Source organism: Streptomyces sp. NPDC002809 (assembly GCF_040295435.1).
In the GTDB taxonomy this organism is placed as follows: domain Bacteria; phylum Actinomycetota; class Actinomycetes; order Streptomycetales; family Streptomycetaceae; genus Streptomyces.
Map to the genome: position 1 here is coordinate 11948 of NZ_JBEOVJ010000094.1, position 19103 is coordinate 31050.

14 protein-coding genes and 1 pseudogene are annotated in these 19103 nt (G+C 71.7%); 9 read left to right on the forward strand and 6 right to left on the reverse strand.

Annotated features, from left to right (window positions below; translation table 11 throughout):
* Window positions 1-10: 10 nt before the first annotated feature.
* The 6 genes from ABT025_RS34165 to ABT025_RS34190 are packed head-to-tail and all read left to right on the forward strand — an operon-like array spanning window position 11 to window position 8737.
* The gene (locus ABT025_RS34165; RefSeq protein WP_351002545.1) at window positions 11-2779 is read left to right on the forward strand and encodes a lantibiotic dehydratase; all 2769 of its coding nucleotides are present in this window, start codon (window positions 11-13) and stop codon (window positions 2777-2779) included.
* Window positions 2767-3885, forward strand: coding sequence for a lantibiotic dehydratase C-terminal domain-containing protein (locus ABT025_RS34170; protein WP_351002546.1), 1119 nt, complete (start codon window positions 2767-2769; stop codon window positions 3883-3885). The genes ABT025_RS34165 and ABT025_RS34170 overlap by 13 nt, the downstream gene beginning before the upstream one ends.
* A complete protein-coding gene (locus ABT025_RS34175) occupies window positions 3882-5030 on the forward strand; it encodes a metalloprotease (RefSeq protein ID WP_351002547.1) in 1149 nt (382 codons plus the stop codon). The genes ABT025_RS34170 and ABT025_RS34175 overlap by 4 nt, the downstream gene beginning before the upstream one ends.
* A gap of 46 nt (window positions 5031-5076) precedes the next feature.
* The gene (locus ABT025_RS34180) at window positions 5077-6045 is read left to right on the forward strand and encodes an ABC transporter ATP-binding protein (protein WP_351002548.1); all 969 of its coding nucleotides are present in this window, start codon (window positions 5077-5079) and stop codon (window positions 6043-6045) included.
* A complete protein-coding gene (locus ABT025_RS34185) occupies window positions 6042-6797 on the forward strand; it encodes an ABC transporter permease (RefSeq protein ID WP_351002549.1) in 756 nt (251 codons plus the stop codon). The genes ABT025_RS34180 and ABT025_RS34185 overlap by 4 nt, the downstream gene beginning before the upstream one ends.
* Entirely contained in the window at window positions 6794-8737 is a 1944-nt protein-coding gene (locus ABT025_RS34190) for a TOMM precursor leader peptide-binding protein (protein WP_351002550.1), read from the forward strand. The genes ABT025_RS34185 and ABT025_RS34190 overlap by 4 nt, the downstream gene beginning before the upstream one ends.
* A 74-nt stretch (window positions 8738-8811) precedes the next feature.
* On the opposite strand, the gene ABT025_RS34195 is transcribed toward ABT025_RS34190, so the two are convergent.
* On the reverse strand, window positions 8812-8982 hold the full coding sequence (locus ABT025_RS34195; RefSeq protein ID WP_018555848.1) for a thiazolylpeptide-type bacteriocin: 171 nt from the start codon (window positions 8980-8982) through the stop codon (window positions 8812-8814).
* Between the two features lie 191 nt (window positions 8983-9173).
* Here ABT025_RS34195 and ABT025_RS34200 point away from each other — a divergent pair, with 191 nt between their 5' ends.
* Window positions 9174-10430, forward strand: coding sequence for an amidohydrolase (locus ABT025_RS34200; RefSeq protein WP_351002551.1), 1257 nt, complete (start codon window positions 9174-9176; stop codon window positions 10428-10430).
* 131 nt (window positions 10431-10561) lie between these two features.
* On the opposite strand, the gene ABT025_RS34205 is transcribed toward ABT025_RS34200, so the two are convergent.
* The 4 genes from ABT025_RS34205 to ABT025_RS34220 all read right to left on the reverse strand — a co-directional run bounded on the left by ABT025_RS34205 (window position 10562) and on the right by ABT025_RS34220 (window position 16384).
* Entirely contained in the window at window positions 10562-12628 is a 2067-nt protein-coding gene (locus tag ABT025_RS34205) for an ATP-binding protein (protein ID WP_351002552.1), read from the reverse strand.
* Window positions 12625-13386, reverse strand: a complete 762-nt coding sequence (locus ABT025_RS34210; protein WP_351002553.1) for a Pvc16 family protein — start codon at window positions 13384-13386, stop codon at window positions 12625-12627. Before ABT025_RS34210 ends, ABT025_RS34205 begins: the two co-directional genes overlap by 4 nt.
* Window positions 13387-13432: 46 nt before the next feature.
* Window positions 13433-15499: an HYR domain-containing protein gene (locus tag ABT025_RS34215; RefSeq protein ID WP_351002554.1), complete on the reverse strand. Its 2067-nt coding sequence runs from the start codon at window positions 15497-15499 to the stop codon at window positions 13433-13435.
* Between the two features lie 258 nt (window positions 15500-15757).
* The gene (locus ABT025_RS34220) at window positions 15758-16384 is read right to left on the reverse strand and encodes a helix-turn-helix transcriptional regulator (protein WP_351002555.1); all 627 of its coding nucleotides are present in this window, start codon (window positions 16382-16384) and stop codon (window positions 15758-15760) included.
* Window positions 16385-16602: 218 nt separating this feature from the next.
* Between ABT025_RS34220 and ABT025_RS34225 the strand changes: the two genes are divergently transcribed.
* Window positions 16603-17949 carry a COG1470 family protein gene (locus ABT025_RS34225; RefSeq protein ID WP_351002556.1) on the forward strand — a complete coding sequence of 449 codons (1347 nt, stop codon included), beginning with the start codon at window positions 16603-16605 and terminating at the stop codon, window positions 17947-17949.
* A 62-nt stretch (window positions 17950-18011) separates the two neighbouring features.
* On the opposite strand, the gene ABT025_RS34230 is transcribed toward ABT025_RS34225, so the two are convergent.
* On the reverse strand, window positions 18012-18890 hold the full coding sequence (locus tag ABT025_RS34230) for an eCIS core domain-containing protein (RefSeq protein ID WP_351002557.1): 879 nt from the start codon (window positions 18888-18890) through the stop codon (window positions 18012-18014).
* A 123-nt stretch (window positions 18891-19013) separates the two neighbouring features.
* Here ABT025_RS34230 and ABT025_RS39580 point away from each other — a divergent pair.
* Window positions 19014-19103 (forward strand): annotated as a pseudogene (locus tag ABT025_RS39580) (IS5 family transposase); the annotation flags it as partial.

A 19103-nucleotide genomic window follows, 5' to 3' on the forward strand; every position in this document is an offset into this window, starting at 1 on the left:
GGAACCTGTGATGACACCGATGACCTCCCGCACCACCCCACAGCGTCCCGCCGTGTGGGAACCCGGCCGGCGCTTCCTGCTCCGCGCGGCCGGCCTGCCCCTGCGGACCGTCCACGGCCTGCGCTGCGCCCGCACCAGCGAATGGGCCGATGAACTCCTGGACCGGGAGGAGCACCTGACCGAGGACGGCAGCGCCCTCAGCGACCGGCTGCACGGTCTGCTCGGCCGGGCCGACGCGGCAGGCAGCGACTCCCGCCGGGCTCTCCTCGCCCTCCGCCGCCAGATCTTCAACAATCGTCTGCCCGCCGCTTCCGAACCGGCCGTCCGCCTGGTGACCGGACTCGACGGGGAGACCGGCCGCCGCGTCGCCGCCTGGCTGGCCGACCGTGCCCGTTACGAGGACCTGCTGTCCCAGGGAGCCGAGTTGCTCTCCGGCGAGCTTCGTACGGCACGGGGTGAGCTGCGCGAGGCCCTGTCCCGCGAGCGGCTCCGGCTGGGACTGCTTCTGGCCTCCCCCACCCTGGACAGCAGACTCGACGGCTATCTCCACGACACGAGCGCCGAACCCGGCAAGAGGATGCGGAAGATCGAACGGTCCGCGCTCACCTACCTCTACCGCACAGCGTGCAAGACCAGCCCCTTCAGCACCCTCACCGCCGTCGCCACCGGCATCTTCGACGCCCAGGACCCGGACCCCGGTCCCGGCCCCCTGCGCGTCGGGGAGAGCTGGACCAGCCATGTACGGCTCAACGTCGTCGCGCTCGGACGGCTGGCGGACCTGATCCTCGCCGACCCCGTACGCCGCCAGGACCTCCCCGTCGTACTCTCCCCGGGCTGGGGCCGCGACGAGGACCGGATTCGCTACGTCCGCCAGTGGGTGACCACCGGCGACGACAGTGCGGCAGTCACCTTCGACGCGGTACGCGACCGGCTGTTCTACCTCCGGGGCACCGACACCCTGGACCGCCTGCTGGCCTTCTTCTCCGCCCACGACGGGCTGCGCCACCGCGACCTCGTGGACATGTTGCGGAGCGGACAGGACGCCGGACAGGACGAATGCGAACGGTACGCGGCAGCCCTGGTCCAGCTCGGCATGGTCCAGGTGCCCGGTCTCCGCACCGATGTGCACAGCCCCGACCCGCTGGGCTCCTTCCAGAAGGCGCTGCGCGGCCTCGGCGCCCCCTGGGCGGACACCGTCGCCGCCGCGCTGGACGGCCCCGCCGCCTGTCTGGCCGCCTACCCGGCCGCCCCTCTCGGCGAGCGCCGCGAACTGCTGCGCAGCCTGCGCACCCAACTCCTGGGCATCCAGCGGGACCTGGGCGCCGAGAACCCCGCGCTCCCGCAGACCCTGGTGTACGAGGACGTCAGCGCCGGCGAGGACCTTCCCGGCGGGCCCGGACCGCTGGCCGGCACCACCGGGCAGGACCTGCGCCGGGTCGAGGGCATCCTCCCGATGTTCGACATCACCCTGCCCCAGCGCATCACCCTGCACGGCTTCTTCCTGGCCCGCTACGGCCGCGGCGGGCGCTGCGACGACCTGCTCGGCCTGGTGCACGACTTCCACGAGGACTTCTTCGACCAGTACATCTCCTTCACGGCCGAGCGGAAGGCTTTCGACGCCGCCGGTGAGTACGTCCCCGAGGAGAACTGGCTCGGCCAGCCCGCGCTGCGCGCCCTGGACAGCGCACGCCGCCGCTTCGTCGCCGGAATGCGTGAGCAGTGGGAGAAGCACGGATCGTCCGCCGAGATCGACCTCCCCGCCGGACTGCTCGCCGATGTCACGGGAGAACTCGACGCACTCACAGCCGACTTCACCCCGCAGAGCCATCACATCCAGGTCGGCCTGCCCACCCCGGACAGCGGAACCGGCAGACCCCTGGTCGTCCTCAACCGCTCGTACGGCGGACTCGCCTTCCCCTTCAGCCGCTTCACCCATGTCTACGACGGCGACACCACGACCGGCCTCTCGGCGCGGTTGCGCTCGGAACTGCGTTCCCTCCCGCCCGGGGGCGCCGTCCTCGCGGAGCTGACCGGTGGCCCGGTCACCAGCAATCTCAACCTGCACGGCAAACTGACGGACCACCAGATCGTCTGCCCCGGAGAGATATCGACCGTCCCCGAGAGCGACCGGATCGACCTGGACGACCTGTACCTCCAGCACGACGACTCCCTCGACCGTCTCGCCCTGCGCTCCCGCCGCCTGGACCGCGAGGTCGTCCCCGTCTACCTCGGCTATCTGGTCCCCGTCGCCCTCCCCGAGATCCCCCGCACCCTCCTCCTCCTCTCACCGAGCACCATGACCCCCACCGATCTCTGGGGCGGCGTCCCCGAAAGCCCCTCCCGCGACGGCGTCACCCGCAGGCCACGGGTCGTCCACGGCGACATCGTCCTCGGCCGCCGCAGCTGGACCGCCGACACGTCCGTGCTCCCCGCACGGCGCCCCGGCACGGACGAGGCACGGTGGTACCTCGACTGGCAGCGCTGGCGCCGCACCCACCAGCTGCCCCGCCAGGTCTTCGCGACCCCGCTCCGGAGTGGAGGCGGCCGGGCTCAGGGCGCCAAGCCGCTGTACGTGGACTTCGACAGCCCGCTGTCACTGACCGCTTTCGATGCCCTCGTGGAACGCGAACCGGGCGCCCGCGTCGTCCTGCGCGAGATGCTCCCCGCCGAGGACTCCCTGCACCTGACATCCGAAGAGGGGTGCCACGTCGCCGAGTTGGCCGTGGAGACCTTCACCTACCGCCCGCGTACCGAGGACGGCCCCACATGCCGGAACTGAACACGTCCCGCCCCACCGCCACCGAGCCCGGCGAGTGGATCGCCCTGCACGTCTTCTACGCCGCCGGTCCCCGGCCGATGCTGGTCAACTGCGTCCGCCCGCTGGTCGCCGAACTCTCGCAGGAGGGCCTGCTCGCCGGTCACTTCTTCATCAACTACTGGCTGGAGGGCCCACACGTACGGCTCCGGCTGCGCCCCGCGAGCCCAGCGGCAGCCCCCGAGGTGCGGCGTCGCGCCGAGGAGGCGCTGACCGCTTTCCTCCGGACCCGTCCCGCCCTGTACGAGGTCGACTCCGGCTTCCTGAAGGACTTCTACAACGCCCTGTTCGACATCGAGTTCCCCGGTGAGGACCGCGGCCGGTACATGGGCGATGACGGCCGGATGAACCTCCGGCCCAACAACTCCTTCAGCCTGGAGCCCTACGCCCCCGAGCACGCCAAGTACGGCGGCCCGGCAGGCGTCGAGCTCGCCGAATGGCACTTCCGGCACTCCAGCGAGCTGGTCATGGACGCCTTCCGCACCATGAACCTCCACCTGCGGACCGTGCTTCTCGGGACCTCCGCCCAGCTGATGATGGTCATGGCCGGCTGCTTCCTCCCCGAGGAGGACCGCCTCACCGAATACCTCGGCGGCTACTACGAGTTCTGGCACCGGGCCTTCCCCGGAACCGGCTTCATCGGCTCGAAGGAGTACGAGAGCAACTACGCCGAGACGGCCCCCGCGCTGGGCCGCCGCTTCGCCGGTATCCGCAGCGCCGTCGCCGACGGTGAACTCGGACGGCTGCCGTCCTTCCTGCGCGGCTGGGCGGCCCACTGCCTGGAGCTGCGGGCCCGTGTCGAGGAGCTCACCGTCCGCGGCGAACTCCTCTTCCCCGCCTGGGACGGCCCCGCCCGCGAGGACACCGGACAGCAACGCACCGAGCCGGCCGACGCCGCACCGCTGGTGCCGCTCACCCAGGTGTCGGCGGTCCTGCCCCGGCTGCTCTCCCCGTACATGCATATGACCAACAACCGTCTGCACGTCACGATCCGCGACGAGGCGTACCTCTCCTTCGTCCTCGGCCAGGTGCTCCGCGATCCGGCCGGCACGAGGACGGCCGACGCATGACGCCCGCACCCGACAGAGCGACGACCCCGCCCGCGGCCACCTCCCCGAAAGCAGACGCCACCCGCGCGTATCGCCCCGCGCTGCGGCCGGGTGTCCTCATCAGCCCGCCCCTGCTGCGCGGGCCCCGCACGGTCCACCTGATCAGACACCCCGTCAGCGGCGCCACCTTCGAGGTCGGACCCAAGGAGCACTTCCTCATATCCCGGCTCGACGGCAGCCGCACCCTCGACGACCTCGCACCCGCCTACGCCGAGCACTTCGGCCGCCGCCTCACGGCGGAACCCTGGATCCGGCTGCTCGGACTCCTCGGCACCCGCGGCCTGCTGGCAGGCGCCCCCGACCCGCCGCCCGCCGCACCCCCGCCTGCCCGCACCGGCGGTTTCTGGCACGGCTCCCGCCGTATGGTCGCCGACGCGGACAGGACCACCGCACGACTGCACCACGTCCTGCGCCCCCTGCTCCACCCCGTCGTCCAGCTCCCTCTCCTGGCCGCCGTCCTCATCACGGTGCCGGTACTGGCCTGGCACACCGGGGAACTCATCGACGGCACGGGACAGCTGATCCGGGAACCGGCCGTCCTGGCGGCCGTCGCCCTCTTCCTCTGGTTCAGCATCACCCTGCACGAACTCGCCCACGGGATCGCCGCGCAGCACTACGGCGGCCAGGTCACCGAGATCGGGCTGCGCTGGCGGTTCCCGGCGGTGATGCTCCACTGCACGGTCGGCAACTACCTCTTCATCCCCGGCCTGCGCGCCAGACTCGTGATCGCCGGAGCGGGCGCTCACCTCAACATGGTGCTCCTGCTGCCGTTCGCCCTCTGGTGGTTCCTCCTCCCCGACACCGACACCGCCCGGCCGCTCCTCGCCGGGCTGCTGTTCCTCGGCAGCGTCCAGGGGCTCAGCAACCTCGTACCGCTGCCCCCGCTCGACGGGTACCGCATGCTCGGCCACGTCCTCGGCACCACCCGGCTGGCCCCGGAGACCCGCGCCTACCTGGTGCTGCGCCGGAGCAGGGGAGAAGCCCGTTCCGCGTACCCCCTCCGGGCCCGGCGCATCTACACGGCGTACGCCGCCGGCTTCGCCCTGCTGGTCCTCCTCGCCGCAGGTGGCACATGCACCGTGGCGTTCCTGCTGCTGACGAGGTGACCCACCGCGCGACCGACCCACCCGACCGGAAGGACCCCCGCACCACATGAGTGAGGTACAGGCGATGCCACCCACACCCCCCGCCGTCCGCGTCGACCACGTCTCCAAGCGGTACGGGGACCGGCAGGCCGTCGACGACGTGTCGCTGGAGATCCACCGCGGCGAGTTCTTCGGTCTGATGGGCCCCAACGGTGCCGGCAAGTCCACGCTGGTGGAGATCATGGAAGGGCTGCGCCAGGCCGACAGCGGCACGGTCACCCTCTTCGGCGAGTCCCCCCGTCCCCGCAACACCGCCCTGCTGCCCCGGATCGGCGTACAGACGCAGTCCTCCGCGTTCTTCGTACGGCAGAGCGCCCACGAACACCTGCGTACCGTGGCCGCCCTCTACGGCGCCCCGCGCGCCGCCGTCGACACCACTCTGGAATCCGTGGGGCTCACCGAACAGCGGGACGTGCAGGTGGAGAACCTGTCCGGCGGACAGCGCCAGCGCCTCGCCATCGCCTCCGCCCTCGTCCACGGTCCCGAGCTGATCTTCCTCGACGAGCCGACCGCCGCCCTCGACCCGCAGGCCCGCCGCGCGCTGTGGGAAGTGCTGCGGGCCCTCAAGGCGCAAGGCCGCACCATCGTGCACACCACCCACCACCTCGACGAGGCCGAAGCGCTCTGCGACCGGGTCGCGATCCTGGTGAACGGCCGCATCGCCGTCACCGACTCCCCGCACAACCTCGTCGCCGCCTTCGAGGCCCCCACCCGGCTGATGCTGCCGCTGGGCCGCCTCGACGAGGAGGAGGCGGCGGACATTCCCGGGGTCGACCGGGTCACCGTCCAGGGCGGCTCGCTCGTCCTGGAGACCCGCACGGCGGGCCGGGTCCTCAGCGCCGTCGACAGACTCACCGGACTCGACGGCATCCAGACGCGCACCGCCGATCTGGAGGACGTCTACCTCGACCTCACCGCCCGGCTCACCCAGCAGACCCCCCGCCGGAACGCCGACACCACGGAGCACCAGTCATGAGCGCCTACACCGCGCTGACCGCGGCGGGCTACCGTGCCCAGGTCCGCGACAGGACCACCCTCTTCTTCACGTTCGCCTTCCCCCTCATCTTCCTCGTCGTCTTCGGCCTCGTCTTCCGCGGCCAGGCAGTTGAGGAGAGCGGCCTGTCCTACCTCTCCTACACCGCCGCCGGAGTGCTTTCCTGGGGCGTCGCGAACGCCGCCGTGTTCGGTATCTCGTTCACCCTGATGCAGTGGCGCAACGACGACATCCTGCGCCTCATCCGGATGTCCCCGTCCCCGCTCTCCGCCGTCATCGGCTCCCGCTATGTCATCGCCCTCGCCGTCGGCACCGTGCAGTCGCTGCTGTTCGTCGGCGTCGCCATGCTCCCGGTGTTCGGCCTCGAACCGGCCTCCGGGTGGCCCCTCCTGATCCCGGTACTGATCCTGGGCATCACCACCTTCCTGCTGCTGGGCGTGATCATCGGATCCTTCGCCAACACCCCCGAGTCCGTCGCGGCCGTCGCCAACTTCCTGATGCTGCCGATGGCTTTCCTCTCCGGCTCCTTCTTCCCCCTGGACTCGATGCCGTCCTGGATGCAGAAGGTCTCCCTGGTCATGCCACTGCGCTACCTCAACGACTCCGTGTCCTACGCACTCGCCGGACGCGGCGAACTGTCGGACGTCTGGGTGGGCTGCGGCGGACTCGCCGTCTTCGCGCTGGTCTTCGGCACGTTCGCCGTCAAGACCTTCCGCTGGACGAGGTCGTCATGAACACACGGCCGAACACGTCGGCGCCCATGGACCTGGCCCGGTCCGCACTCCACACCGCGCTCACCGGCCGCCTGGGCCACGACATCGCCGTGGTCCCGGTCGGCGCCACCGACGCCGCCCCCGGTGACCGCGGCGCTTCGGACCCCTGGTCGGCCGACCGCCCCGCCGCCCGCGTCCACCTCACCGCCTCCGCGGTCCTGATCGGCCCCTGGGGCGGCGACGGCACATCCCCCGCCTGCGGGCGGTGCCTGGCGATGCGCTGGCAACGTCTGCGCAGCCGCAGCGAACGTGACGCGCTGGAGACCGGCGGCCCCGACGGCCCCCGCCCCACCGGCGCCTGGCCCCTTCTCACCGACCACAGCTACGACTCCGCCGCCGCGCTCTGTCGCGCCCTTCTGGACGGCCCGGGCGCCGAGCCCCCCGCCGGCCTCCCCGCCGACCGTGCCCTCCCCCAGGTCACCCGGCTCGACCTGACGAGCCTGCGGATACGGACGTATCCCCTCCTCGCCGACCCGCTCTGCCCCGGCTGCGCCCCGTCTCCCGTACCCGCCACGCCCCGGCCTCTCGCTCTCGCACCCCGGCTCAAGCCCGACCCGGACGGCTACCGGCTGCGCCCCGCATCCTCGTACCCCCTGCCTGAGGAGGCGCTGGCCAACCCGGTCTGCGGGGCGCTCGGTGGCGGAACCTGGACCGACGTCACCTCGCCGACGACCGCTCCCGTCGCGGGAAGCGCCTTCGTACGGGGCTACGCCGGACTCAACGACGTGACCTGGAGCGGTCAGGAGAACGCCTTCTCCACCAGCCGCACGCTCGCCTTCCTGGAAGGTCTGGAACGCTACGCGGGAACGCACCGCCGCCGCCGGATCACTCCGGTCACCGGCTCATGGAATGACCTGCGCGAGAACGCCGTAGACCCCGCCGAGTGCGGGCTCTACGATCCCCTCACCTACCGCGACGACCCCCTCGTCGACCCCTTCGACCCGGACCGCCCCATTCCGTGGGAGTGGGGCTGGTCCCTGCGCGACGAGCGGCCCGTTCTCGTCCCGTCCCGACTCGTCCACTACAGCGCCGGGCTGGCCGCCGACAACTTCGTCTTCGAATGCTCCAACGGCTGTGCCATCGGCGGCGGCCTGGAGGAGGCGGTCCTGGGCGGCCTCCTCGAACTCGTCGAACGGGACGCCTTCCTCAACGCCTGGTACGGCAACGCCCGCCTCACCGAGATCGACCTCGCGACGGTCGGCGGCCGGACCGCACCCGCCATGGCGGAACGCGCGGCGCTCCAGGGATACGACGTCCATGTCCTCGACAACCGCATCGACCTGACCATCCCCGTCTGCACCGCGGTCGCCGTACGCCGCGACGGCGGACCCGGCATCCTCTCCTTCGCGGCGGCCGCCTCGCTGGACCCGCGCGCCGCGGTCGAGGGAGCCCTCTCCGAAGTCCTCACCTACATTCCGCACCTCGCCCGTCAGACCGAGGAGCGCCGCGACGAACTGGAGGCCATGGCCGACGACTTCGACCGGGTCCGCCACCTCAAGGACCACGCCCAGCTCTACGGCCTGCCCCGGATGGCCGGCCACGCCGAAAGCTACCTCCGCCCCCTGGCGGTGCGCCCCTTCGAGGCGGTCTACCAGGACTGGGAGTCCACCGGACGCCCCCGCACCGGCGACCTCCGCGACGACGTCCGGGCCGTCATCGGTGAACTCACCCGGGCGGGCCACGACGTGATCGTCGTCGACCAGACCGCTCCGGAACAGGAACGCATGGGCCTGCGCACCGTCGCCACCCTGGTTCCCGGCCTCCTACCCATCGACTTCGGCTGGAACCGCAGACGCGCCCCCCTGATGCCCCGTCTGCGCACCGCTCTGCGCCGGGGAGGACACCGCAATACCGACCTGACCGACCCGGAGATCCGCATGGTCCCGCACCCGTTCCCGTGAACAGCGATACGCCCGGCACCTGCCCCCGGGGCAGGTGCCGGGCGCAGGGCCCGCTCAGCGCTTCCGGCGCCCGGTCAGGCGGAGCAGGAGGTGGTGCTGGTGGTGGAGCTACAGGTCGAGGTCGAGCTGGTGCTGGTGGAGCCGGCCAGCACGACCTCGCTGGCGTCCGAGTAGTCGGAGATCTCGAAGGTCTCGGCCTCGAGCTCGAGAATCTCGTCGGCGAGGGTGCTGAGGTTCTTCTCCATGATGACTCCTCCGGTCCGGGCCCGCCGTTTTCGGGGGGCCACCCGCTGGCGTACACCCGGTGGGATGTACGCACCCATTGCACCGTCCGTCACTCACCGCTCGGCACGCGTCCCGCTCACACATCGCTGGCACGCGCCGCCAGCGACGTCTCTGCGCAGTCACCCGATATACCGTCAGGAGCCCATTTATCGTGTCCACTTCACCGAACGTGCCCGACGCGCCCCCTGTGCTCGCAGCCATCGACGAGGTGATCCGCCCCGCGCTCACCTTCTACCTGGACGTCCACCGCCACCCGGAGGTTTCGGGCCTGGAGACCCGCACCGCGGCCCTGTTCGCCGACCGGCTCGCCGCGATCGGGCTCGACGTCACCCGCGACGTCGGAGGCCACGGGGTCGTCGGAGTGCTCCGCAACGGCGACGGCCCCCGTGTCTACCTCCGCGCCGAACTCGACGCCCTGCCCCTGGACGAGCGGACGGGACTCCCGTACGCCAGCACCAACGGCGCCATGCACGCCTGCGGCCACGACCTCCACCTCGCCGCCGCCATCGGAGCAGCCGATCTGCTCGCCCGCACCGCCACCCGCTGGAGCGGCACTCTCGTCGTCCTCGGCCAGCCCGCGGAGGAGACCCTGACCGGTGCCAGCGCCGTGCTGAAGGACGGCCTGTACGCGCGGTTCGGCCGGCCCGCCGCCGTCCTCGCCCAGCACGCCGCACCACTGCCCGCCGGCCTGATCGCGCACGGCGGCCCCCACGCTCCCGTCGTGGCCGCGAGCGCCGCCCTGACCGTCGTCGTCCACGGCCGAGGGGGTCACGCCGCGACCCCCCAGCTCACCGTCGACCCCGTGGTCACGGCGGCAGCGGTGATCGGCCGGCTCCAGACGATCGTCGCCCGCGAGACCGCCCCGTCCGAGCAGCTGAGCCTCACTGTGGGCACAGTGCACGCAGGCACGGCGGTCAACGTCGTACCGGACACGGCCGAACTCGGCATCGGCGTGCGGGCCCTCACCGATGACGCCCTGGACCGGGCCCTGGCCGCGGTCGACCGCATCGTCAGGGCCGAGTGCGCTGCCTCCGCCTGCCCCCGGGACCCCGGACTCACCGTGGTCACCCGTTCCCCGGCCCTGCGGGGCGACCCGGCCGCGACCCGGGCCGTCCGGTCCGCCCACACCGACCTGTACGGGCCGCGACAGGTCGTCACCTGGCCCCCGTCCCTGGCCGCCGAGGACTTCTCCCTCTACGGCGACGCGGGCCTGAACCTCCACGGCGAGGCCGGCGTCCCCCTCGTCTACTGGATGCTGGGCGTCGCGAGCCCCGCCCAGTGGGCGGCATCGGGCGGCACGGACGTCGCCCCCAACCACTCTGCACACTTCGCTCCCGCCGTCCGCACGGCCCTCCCGGCGGCAGTCACCGCCCTCACAGCGGCGGCCCTGAACCGGCTGACCGACTGACAGGCTGACAGGCTGACAGGCTGACGGCCGGCTCGTTCACGACCGTCACCGGGCAACGGGTCACGCGAAGATGGCCGACGCCCTTGTACGGCGGTGACCTGTACGGCGGTGACCTGCCGGGCGGACAACGGTCACCCCTGAACCAGCCCCAAGTACGGACCGAACTCCGAGGCCAGCGTCAGCCGCCCGAGCTTCTGGTACTCCCGCTGGATCGCGTGGATCAGCGTCGCCATCGTCACCGAGGCCTCCGTGTCCGCCGCCAGGTACGCAGCGGTCACCGCGATCGAGCGGATGTTGCCGCCGGCCAGCTCGAAGTTCTCGGCGCAGAAGGCCAGGTCGAGGTCCGTGCCGCGTGGGAGCACCGTGCCCAGGCAGCGCTCCCAGAGCACCAGGCGTTGCTCCGGGTCCGGGACCGGGAAGTCGATGACCAGGTCCAGGCGGCGGGTGAAGGCGTCGTCGAGGTTGGCGCGGAGGTTGGTGGCGAGGATGGCCAGGCCGTCGAAGGATTCCATGCGCTGGAGGAGGTAGGCGCTCTCGACGTTCGCGTAGCGGTCGTGCGCGTCCTTCACGTCCGAGCGTTTGCCGAAGATCGCGTCCGCCTCGTCGAAGAGCAGGACTCCGTTGACTCCCGCCGCTTCCGTGAAGATGCGTTCCAGGTTCTTCTCGGTCTCGCCCACGTACTTGTCGATGACCGTGGCCAGGTCGACCGTGTAGAGGTCCAGGCCGAGGTCGGCCGCGATCACCTCCGCCGACATGGTCTTGCCCGTGCCGGAGTCGCCTGCGAAGAGCGCTGATACGCCTCGGCCCCTGCCGCCCCCCGGGCGCATGCCCCACTCCCCCAGGACGCGGTCGCGGTGGCGGGCGCGGGCGGTGAGTTCGCGGAGCTGGGCGTGGGCGTCAGGGGGCAGGACCAGGTCGTTCCATGTCACCGCCGGTTCGATGCGGCGCGCCAGACGGTCCAGGCCGGCCGCGTTCTGGGCGCGGGCTCCCTGGCGTACGTGGTCGGGGGTGAGGGTCCCGCCGTCGAGCTGCGACGTCTGGGCGGCGCTGCGGGCCGCACCGGTGACCTGTTCCGGGGTGAGGAGGAAGGGGGCGAGGAGGTGGTCCGGGTCGATGGCGGGCGGGTGGGGGGCCGAGGTCGCGTGCTCGTACGCGTCGCTCCACAGCGCGGCGCGTGCCGACGGCTCCACCCTCGGGGCGTGCAGGAGCAGTGGCGGGATCGTCGACCAGGAGGCGTCCCACGGGGCCCTGCCCACCATGACCGTGGGTACGGGCGTGGCGGTGAGAAGTCTGAGCAGGCGCGGGTGTTCGCGGGACAGTGCGTCCAGCGGGGCGCAGACCAGGCCCGCGTGCGTCAGCCGTGCCTCGCGGACCAGGGAACGTACCGCGTCCGCCGGCGCGGGGTCCTCCGCCAGGCGGGCCAGGTCCAGGCCGAGTACGCCCCGGCCCGCGAGCGTGAGTGCGGAGGCGGCGAGGGCTGTGCCCGCCCCGCCCTGGTCCTCGCTCAGGTAGGCCAGCGGGAGGCCGTCGGCAAGGACCCGGGCCAGGGGTGCGGGGTCGCCGACGCCCGCCACCGCGTGCCAGGGGGCCAGGAGGTCGGCCAGGCGCGGGTCCCTGGTGTCGTCGCCCAGGAGGTGGGCGGTGACGCGGTCCGGGACGCGCAGCGCCCGGCTCAGGAACGGGCGGTCCAGGTCCTCGGCCAGGAGCAGCCCCGAGTGACGGAGCGGGGCGCGCGCCGCCAGCCGGCCCCGTGCCACCGCGTCGGCAGGTGACAGCCCGCACAGGCCGAGCGCCAGGCCGATGGACGGGCGGCGGCGGGTCACGTCGTCGTTGAGGTAGCCGTAGAACGCCTCGAAGCGGTCGTCCAGATCCGGCACGAGTGCGATGAGCAGGATCTCGATGTCGAGCGCGGTGAGCCCGAACTCGGCCTGCAGGGCGGTGAGTCGGGTGGGATTGCCCCCGTACGCAGGGGCGGCTTCCTCCCGCACCGGTTCCGGAAAGCCCCGTGCCTCGTCCTCGTCCAGCAGTCTCGCGACGTTCTCGTCCGTGAGGTAGAGCCCCCGGAACGCGTCCTCCGGGTCCGGATCCGTGCGCTGCCGGACCTCGACCGCATGGCGGATGCGCTGCTCGACGTCGACCGCGCGGGCGAGCAGGTGGCGCAGGTTCGGGTCCTCGGCGGGGTGGTCCGGGGGCGTCATGCGGTGCTGTCCTCCGTACGGCCGTCCTGGGTGCGCCGGTTCTCGGTGATCCGGAGGGAGAGGCCCCGGCGGGGCTCCGTGGAGGCGAGTGCGTCCTCGGATGCCGGCCGGCCGGGGCGGCTGCCGTAGACCGGGAGGCTGCCGCGTCCTGGCATCGGGGCGCTCTGCGGTTCCGAGGGCGGGGGTACGTCCCCGAAGTGCGCCTGGAGCCCCTCCTCCCCCACCGGCGGGCCCGCCGCGTACGTCGGCGAGGCGGTCACCGGGACGCTGACCACCAGGTCCAGCGAGGGCTTGAGCTCGCCGCCCAGGGCGCTCCACACGTCCGCGAACGAGCGGTCCTCCGGCGGCGGGAGCGCGATCGACATCGGCACGGCGGCCCCGATTTCGGCGAGGGTGCCTGCCAGGCGTTCCGGGGGCAGTGCCTCGTACGCCAGCAGGCAGGCGAGCAGGGAGGACAGCAGCCGGTGCTCGTCCTCCGGGCGCTTCGTCCATGCCGTGATCAGGTACGACAGTTTGAAGTAGCGGGGCGGGCGGCGTCGCGCCACGATGGTGCCCCGCTCGTCGTACTCGTTGTGGAGTCCGCGCTCGCGGCGCCGCATGTCCTCGCGGATGTCGTAGAGGTAGAGGTTGACCATCGGGGCGTTCACCTTGGCCGCCCATTCCCGGGTCGGCGCGTCGAAGACCACCGCGATCTGGCCACCTTCGAGCACCTCCGCCCTGATCAGGGAGCGCAGTACGTCATCCACCTCGTGGATCATCCGGGGCCCGTCCCTCTCACGCCTGGTCCGCCCACGTCCGCGGCTTTCACGTCCGTCCCTTGAAGTCCGGTGGCTGGAGGTTGCGTTGGACCACGAGGACCGGTTTCTGGAGGCGGGGAAGGTCCGGGACGGTGGCTCGCAGGATGCGGGGACCGAGGGTGTCCTTTCGCAGCACCAGCATCTGCACCTCGAACGTGCCGTCGCGGCCCACTCCGACCCCCGACCGGTCGCCCGTGATCCCGCGGTTCCAGGTGAGGTTCACGGTTTCGCCGGGTGGATAGTCCTTGCCTCGGGCCAGTACGGGCTGTCCGGGCTTGGCGACCTGCGGGCTGACGGTGAGGGAGGGCTTGAGTACGCGCAGCCGGTCCGTGTCCTTGTTGTTGGCCGTGCGGCGGTCCGGGACCGTGCCGCGCACGGTGGCCCGTACGTCCCCGGTGATCGCCACGCGGTACGTCGCCGTCTGTGCCACCTCGATCCTGCCGCCCGCCGGGATCGTGCACGGCTTGGCCTCCGTGCAGCGGGTGAGGGCCTGGAGGCTCCGGTCCTTGCCGGCCGACGGGGCCGGCCAGGCCGCACCGATGACGACTCCCCCGGCGGTGTCCGGGCCGGCGTTGGTGATGGTGAAGCCGGCGCGGGCCGGGCGGGTGATGTATGTACGGTCGGGGCTGACGTCGACCTTGACCGCGACCTCCGACGAGGGCGGCGGCGGTGGTGACGGGGGATCCGGCGGTGGCTCCAGCACCTCGAAGCGCGCGGTGTCCGTGCCGGTGTTGCCCGCCTCGTCGGTGGCCGAGCAGGTGACCGTGGTCGTCCCGATGGGGAAGACCGATCCGGACGCGGGCGTGCATGTGACGGGCAGCTCACCGTCCTGGGCGTCGGTCGCCGTCGCCGTATAGGTGATCCGTGCTCCGTCGTCGTTCTCCGGCCTGGCTATGCGGTCGTCCACCGTGACGACAGGGGCGTCTGTGTCGTTCACGTCGATGCTGATCTGCTGCTGGAAGTCGGGGTCCGCCGCCGCGGCGGGCCCGATGGTGTCCGTCCCGGGGACCTGGGTGCCGAGCAGGAACTGCACCGTGCAGGTGAGGGTGGTGCCCTGCGGCGCGTCCGCCGAGACGTCGATCGTCTCCGCGAAGTGCGCGGTCTCTCCGCTGGTCAGCCGGCGGGTGGGCGGGTCGAGGGAGACCGTGAGGTGGGGGTCGCAGTTGTCGAGGCGGTAACCGACCGAGGTGGGGAGGTTGTCGAAGCCGTCCATGATGGCCTGGGCGACCGCGTCGGGCTGGATTCCCTCCAGCAGACGTCCCTGGGTCGCCTCGATGATGCGCGTCGCCTGCCCCGGTGTGGTCAGCGGGTCCTCGACGTAGTTCGGGTCGCCCGCGTCCCCGTTGCCGTTCAGGCCGTCGCCGATCGGGCTGTCCAGATCGACGCCGATCACCCGGACGCCCTTGTCCTGCAGAGCGAAGATCGTGTCGTCGATGGTGTGGCCGTTGCTGGGCGCGTGGCTGGAGGCGTCACCGATCAGCACGACGACCGGGTTGGCGCCCTCACGGAAGACGGTCTTGCCGCCGGCCCCGTCGGCTATCTGCCACAGCCCGTTGATCCAGTCCTCGGAGGGGCCACGGCTGCCGCCCCCCATGAGTGCCTCCAGATGGTCGACGCCTGTCTGAGCCTTCCCGACGTCGTCCGTCAGCTCCTGCAGAACCTCGAATCCGGCGCCCGGATCGACTTCCTGGTCGCCGAAGGTGGAGACGGCGAATCGCGTGTCGGGCTGCTCGGCCAGGATCTTCTCGGTGATGGCGGGGAAGTTCTCCTGAACCTCCTGAATGGGGACAGGCATGCTCATCGTGCCGTCCACCAGCAGCACCACATCCGGCTTCGGCGGAAGCGCAGGTGTCCGCACCGACTTGTCCACCCCCGTCGACCCGCCGGGATCGAGCGCCTCGTGCAGGCTCGCCGGAGTGACCCACGGCTCGGGCGGAACCGGGACGGCCGTGGCCACGCCCGTCCCGGCCGAGGCGGGGGCGAGACCTGCGGCCAGCAACAGCAGCACGAGCGCCACCGAACGGCGCGCACCCGTGAGTCCGCGTGATCTGTTCGCCGGCTGAATCCACCGCACCGAATCTCTCCCCCGCACCCGGACCTCCCACCGAAGAACAGCGCCCACACGATCTCGCAGGCACTCCGCTCCCGCAGTGGAAGGCGAGTCACATCCCCGGGAAGCCCGCACTGCCCTTTGGGGCAGCGCCCGCGAACAGCAGACCAGGAGTACCGGAGAACAGCGCGCCCGCAGCCCCTGAGCGCAACGCACCCGGCCCCCACCACGGTCCGGGCCCGGAAGGGGCGGCCGAGGACCGCGTGAGGACCGGGTGAGTCGTCAGATCAGGCCCTGGCGCATGACGTACGCCACCGCGTGGGACCGGTTCCGCAGTTGGAGGCGGGTCATCACCGAATGCAGCACGTTCTTGATCGTGCGTTCGGAGTAGGCCAGTTTCGTGGCGATGTCCGCGGTGTCGTACCCCTCGGCCACCAGCCGCAGCACGTCCACCTCACGTGCCGCGAGGCCGGTGAAGTGCAGCCCACGCGGCCCGAGGACCTGCCCCTGGAGCCGCCCCACCTCCGCGAGGAGCCTCCCGAGCAGGTCGGAGGGCAGGTGGCCCTCGCCCCGCGCCACCGTCTCTATGACGTGCACCAGGTGTTCGGGCGTCGACTCCGCCCGCCTGATCACCCCGACGACCCCGCACTCCGCCGCACTCACCAGCTTCTGCTCATCGATGTCCGTGGTGACCAGGACGGTGCGTGAGTCGCTGGTGCGCTGGATGTGGCGCAGCATCCTCAGCACGTCCTCATCGACCGAGTCCACGACCATCAGCACGACCTGGGGCGCGGTCTCGTCCTCGCCCCGTTCCACGACACTGACTTCGGGGCGGGCCCTCAACTGGCTGGCCACGCCTGCTTGCGAGATCGGGTCCTGAGCCCGTAACGCCACAGTTGTGCGTTCCATGCGTTCCATGCCGATGCTCCCCCTTGGGCAACAGCTGGAAGGCCACAACGTGCACACGCCCCGCAGCCGTTGTCGTCCGTCTCATTGGTTATGAGGCGGTCAAGATTCCCTTGTTTACTGACAAGGAAACTAAAGGGGTGTCAGGGGCATGGGATCTGCCCGAAAGTGTTCCTTCCCGGCCGGTGTCCGACGTCGACGACGACTCTACGGTCCGCCGTATGAGTCTCACGGCAAGTCTCGACGCATCGTCCGTCAGCGCCGCACCGGGCGAGGAGACGGCTGTCCCCCTACAGGTCCGCAACTCCGGTACGACGGTCGAGGAGTACCGCTTCGAGGTGGTCGGTGCGTGCGCCGCCTGGTCGGCGGTGGAGCCGGCGGTGCTGTCGCTGTACCCGGGTGACTCCCGGACCGTGTCGCTCATGCTGCGCCCGCCCCGGGATGCGACCGTGCCGGCGGGTGAGACACCGTTCGGGGTACGGGTGGTGCCCACCGGTGAACAGGGCGAGACGGTGGTGCCGGAGGGCCGGGTGACCGTGCTGCCGTTCACCGAGACGACGGCCGAGCTGGTCCCGCGCAGCTCGCACGGCTCTCGCCGTGGACGGCACCAGCTCGCCGTCGACAACCGGGGCAACACACCGGTGACGGTGCGGCTGGGCGCCCAGCCGGGGACCGAGCGGGCACGCGTCGCCTTCGACGTGGCCGAGCTCCGGGTGGCGCCCGGCCAAGCGGAGTTCGGAAGGCTGCGGGTACGGCCCGCGAAGCGGATGTGGCGCGGCACACCGGTGACGCATCCCTTCCAGGTCTTCGCCGCCACTCAGGTGGCCGAGGGTCAGGAGCCGGTGGCGCCGGTCCTCGTCGACGGCTCCTACCAGCAGGAACCCCTCCTGCCGCGCTGGCTGCCCCGGGCGCTCATCACGGCGGCCGTGCTGCTCGTCGCCCTGGCCGGGATCTGGTACGCGCTGCTGCGTCCGGCCGTGAAGTCCGCGGCGCGGGAAGCGGTCACGCCCGAGGCGGTGCGTTCCGCGGCAGCGGCGGACAAGAGCAAGGCGCCGAGCCAGGGCGCCGCGGCGGGTACGGGAGCCGACGCCGGGGCCGGTGACGCCGCCGGGGCCGACGCGGGAGCCGGCGCGCCGAAGCCCACGCCGAGCCCCACCGCGGAGGCGGAGGCGAGCGCAGGGGCGGGCGACGGGGCGGCCACTCCGACGAGTGCGCAGGTCCGGGTCAGGGACTCGGTGGGCGGCGGGTCGAACTCCTCGACCGCTCTCCAGGTACCGAAGGGCCACACCTTCCAGCTGACCGACATCGTCGTGCAGAACCCGCAGGGTGACGCCGGAACCGTCGTCATCTCGGCCGGTGAGAACACGAGCGCGCTGAGTCTCGGGCTGGAGAACTTCCGTGACTCCGACTACCACTTCGTGACGCCGATCCTCGTGCCGGCGGGCGGAAAGGTCACCATGACCATCGACTGCCGGAAGGTCGGCAAGCCGGTGGGCGCCCGCACACCCTCGCGATGCTCCGAGTCGCTGTTCCTCGGCGGCACGATGCGCCCCGACTCCGCCGGCTGACCAGGGCCAGGGGCGTGCCGGACCGTCGGCCGGACCGGCACGCGCGCGACGAAGGAAGCGTCTCAGGCCGGTGGGGCCTCTTCCTCCTCCTCGGGACTCTTCTCCTCCGCCCGTTGGACGAACGATCCCTGGACATCGGCCGGCTGCTCGTCCTCGTCCTCCGTGGCCGTCCGCTGGACAGCGGCGGCTGCGGGGGCGGCCGTCGGCGAGACCGAGGCGGCGGTCCGGGCGGGCGCCGGGTCCGAAAGCACCCGGTCCGCGTTCGTCACGGCTTCCCGCTCGAAGCGGTCCGAAGGGTCACTGACCCGGATGCCTCCGGGCGCCTCCGTGCCCTCGACCGGCCCGTTGCGCTGCTGGATCACATGGGTCAGCTCATGGGCCAGTGTGGTGCGGCCCTGGGGTGACGACGGATCGTACGCGTCACGCTGGAAGACCACGTTGTTCCCCACGGTGTACGCGTGTGCGCCGACACCCTTGGCCGACTCGTGTGCGGAGGAGTCGTTGTGGATGCGCACGTCGGAGAAGTCCGCTCCCATCCGGCCCTCCAGATCCGTGCGGGTCTCGGTGTCCAGGGGGGTGCCTCCGCCGGAGGAGATGACGTCGTGGACCGGCGAGCGCGGCTCGTCCTCGGACTGTTCCGGCGTACCGGCCCTGGAGCGCTGCATCATGGGGCCGAGGGCGGCGTTGCCGACGGTCCGCTGGAGCACGCCCATCCCGGCTGTTCCGACGACGTCCGCCCGGCCGGTGGCCGCTGCCCGGAAGAGGTGGTGGGTGTCCGCTCCCCGGCCGGGGTCGTCCGGGGCCCGCTGCGCCACGGAGGCATCGCCGTGCAGGCTCTCCCCCCGCATCCGCTCGTGGTCGTGCTCGCTCTCCCGCGGCGGGGCGTGGTGGTCCCGTTCCGGGTCGTGTTCGTGCTCGTGGCCGTGGTCCTGTGCGTTCATCACCGTCTCCCTGACCGCACCGTCGTGGGCGCGCACCGCGCACAACCGCGGCGGCCCGCCCTTCTGCCGGTTCTCCACCTTCACGCCGGATTCCCTGCCTCGTCCAGCCCGCGACCGGCGGCCGATTACCGTGATCGTCACGCGGTCGAGTGCGGGATCAACCGCCTGAAGAGGCACCGTGCTGTCGCGACGAGGTACGACAAGCTCTCGGTC

Excerpts from the sequence above, each read along its gene's own strand:
- ABT025_RS34210 (WP_351002553.1), bottom strand. The coding sequence starts at position 13,386 with ATGATCCACGAGGTGGATGACGTACTGCGCTCCCTGATCAGGGCGGAG.
- ABT025_RS34165 (WP_351002545.1), top strand. The coding sequence starts at position 11 with ATGACACCGATGACCTCCCGCACCACCCCACAGCGTCCCGCCGTGTGG.
- ABT025_RS34190 (WP_351002550.1), top strand. The coding sequence starts at position 6,794 with ATGAACACACGGCCGAACACGTCGGCGCCCATGGACCTGGCCCGGTCC.
- ABT025_RS34205 (WP_351002552.1), bottom strand. The coding sequence starts at position 12,628 with ATGACGCCCCCGGACCACCCCGCCGAGGACCCGAACCTGCGCCACCTG.
- ABT025_RS34220 (WP_351002555.1), bottom strand. The coding sequence starts at position 16,384 with ATGGAACGCACAACTGTGGCGTTACGGGCTCAGGACCCGATCTCGCAA.
- ABT025_RS34185 (WP_351002549.1), top strand. The coding sequence starts at position 6,042 with ATGAGCGCCTACACCGCGCTGACCGCGGCGGGCTACCGTGCCCAGGTC.
- ABT025_RS34170 (WP_351002546.1), top strand. The coding sequence starts at position 2,767 with ATGCCGGAACTGAACACGTCCCGCCCCACCGCCACCGAGCCCGGCGAG.
- ABT025_RS34230 (WP_351002557.1), bottom strand. The coding sequence starts at position 18,890 with ATGAACGCACAGGACCACGGCCACGAGCACGAACACGACCCGGAACGG.
- ABT025_RS34225 (WP_351002556.1), top strand. The coding sequence starts at position 16,603 with ATGAGTCTCACGGCAAGTCTCGACGCATCGTCCGTCAGCGCCGCACCG.
- ABT025_RS34195 (WP_018555848.1), bottom strand. The coding sequence starts at position 8,982 with ATGGAGAAGAACCTCAGCACCCTCGCCGACGAGATTCTCGAGCTCGAG.
- ABT025_RS34180 (WP_351002548.1), top strand. The coding sequence starts at position 5,077 with ATGAGTGAGGTACAGGCGATGCCACCCACACCCCCCGCCGTCCGCGTC.
- ABT025_RS34175 (WP_351002547.1), top strand. The coding sequence starts at position 3,882 with ATGACGCCCGCACCCGACAGAGCGACGACCCCGCCCGCGGCCACCTCC.